The organism is Blautia sp. DFI.3.45, from assembly GCF_020593505.1.
In the GTDB taxonomy this organism is placed as follows: Bacteria; Bacillota; Clostridia; order Lachnospirales; family Lachnospiraceae; genus Blautia_A; species Blautia_A wexlerae.
In genome coordinates, this window is the sequence record NZ_JAJDMI010000122.1 from 1 (window position 1) to 1611 (window position 1611).

At 40.0% G+C, this 1611-nt stretch carries 1 protein-coding gene; it reads left to right on the forward strand.

Annotation, left to right across the window (positions count from 1 at the left end; all coding sequences use genetic code 11):
* Positions 1 to 278: 278 nt before the first annotated feature.
* On the forward strand, positions 279 to 1487 hold the full coding sequence (locus LJE09_RS17160) for an IS110 family transposase (RefSeq protein ID WP_118585735.1): 1209 nt from the start codon (positions 279 to 281) through the stop codon (positions 1485 to 1487).
* Positions 1488 to 1611: the final 124 nt, after the last annotated feature.

The window sequence follows — 1611 nt, forward strand, 5'->3', positions numbered from 1 at the left end:
CTACTACAATATATTTATGGTTAATATCCCTTACATCCAGTAAGGAATTATCCATCTTGTTGCTTAAGCTGTTAGAATGTAGGTAGCAATTGGATATCTTTTTCTTCCTTGGACTTCGCGTCCGTAAAACAGACTGATAACCAGTTCCTCATTCGCAGCGTTCGTTTTATGCAGGTTGAATCACCTTAGGTGCATTCGTGTCACACCACAGTAGATTGAATAGGCAATGAGTAAAACTGGTACTTATCCATTGCAATAATCTTAAGGAGTGACAATTTATGAACGCAGTAGGTATCGATGTTTCTAAAAGTAAAAGTGTGGTTGCTATTATGCGGCCTTTCGGTGAAATTGTTTCCACACCTTTCGAAATCAAACACACAGCCAGCGATATCCATTCACTTATAGAACTCATCAACTCTGTTGAAGGTGAGTCTCGAATCGTAATGGAGCACACAGGACGTTATTATGAAGTCCTCGCTCATCAGCTTTTGGAGGCAAATCTTTTCGTCAGTGCCATTAACCCAAAACTTATCAAAGACTTTGATAATGATTCTCTTCGTAAAGTGAAATCTGACAAAGCGGATGCTGTTAAGATTGCCCGATATGCTCTTGACAAATGGCAAAACCTTAAACAGTATAATGTTATGGATGAATTACGCAATCAGCTCAAAACCATGAATCGCCAGTTCGGCTTTTACATGAAGCATAAGACAGCTATGAAAAATAATCTTATCGGCATCCTTGACCAAACCTATCCTGGTGTTAATACTTACTTTGACAGTCCTGCACGCAGTGACGGCAGCCAGAAATGGGTTGATTTTGCATCTACATACTGGCATGTGGACTGTGTCCGTAAAATGTCCCTGAATGCCTTTATCGACCATTATCAAAACTGGTGCAAACGCAAGAAGTACAACTTCAGTCAGTCAAAAGCTGAAGAAATCTATGGAAAAGCAAAGGAACTTGTTCCTGTACTTCCAAAGGATGCCATTACAAAGCTTATTATCAAGCAGGCTGTAGACCAGCTTAATAGTGCCTCTACAACTGTTGAGTCACTACGCACTCTCATGAATGAAACTGCATCCAAACTCCCGGAGTATCCTGTCGTTATGGCTATGAAAGGTGTTGGAACTTCACTTGGTCCTCAGTTGATGGCTGAGATTGGAAATGTTTCCCGTTTCACTCACAAAAGTGCTATTACTGCATTTGCCGGTGTAGATCCCGGTGTTAATGAATCCGGAACCTATGAACAAAAAAGTGTTCCTACCTCAAAACGAGGTTCCGCTGATCTAAGAAAGACTTTATTTCAGGTAATGGATGTCCTAATTAAAACGCATCCTCAAGATGATCCTGTTTATCAGTTCTTAGATAAGAAACGTGCTCAAGGCAAGCCTTACTATGTCTATATGACTGCAGGTGCCAACAAGTTTCTAAGAATCTACTACGGACGAGTGAAAGAATATCTCGCATCTCTTCCAGAGTCTTAATTATCCACCAAAATTTTCAGACCAGCACTGGCGTGGTGGTCTAATTTTGATACCCAATTTTCAACCTGTATAAATTTTTCAATATTCTTTCAATTTAGCCTTGACTTTTTATTTGCAGGCTGTT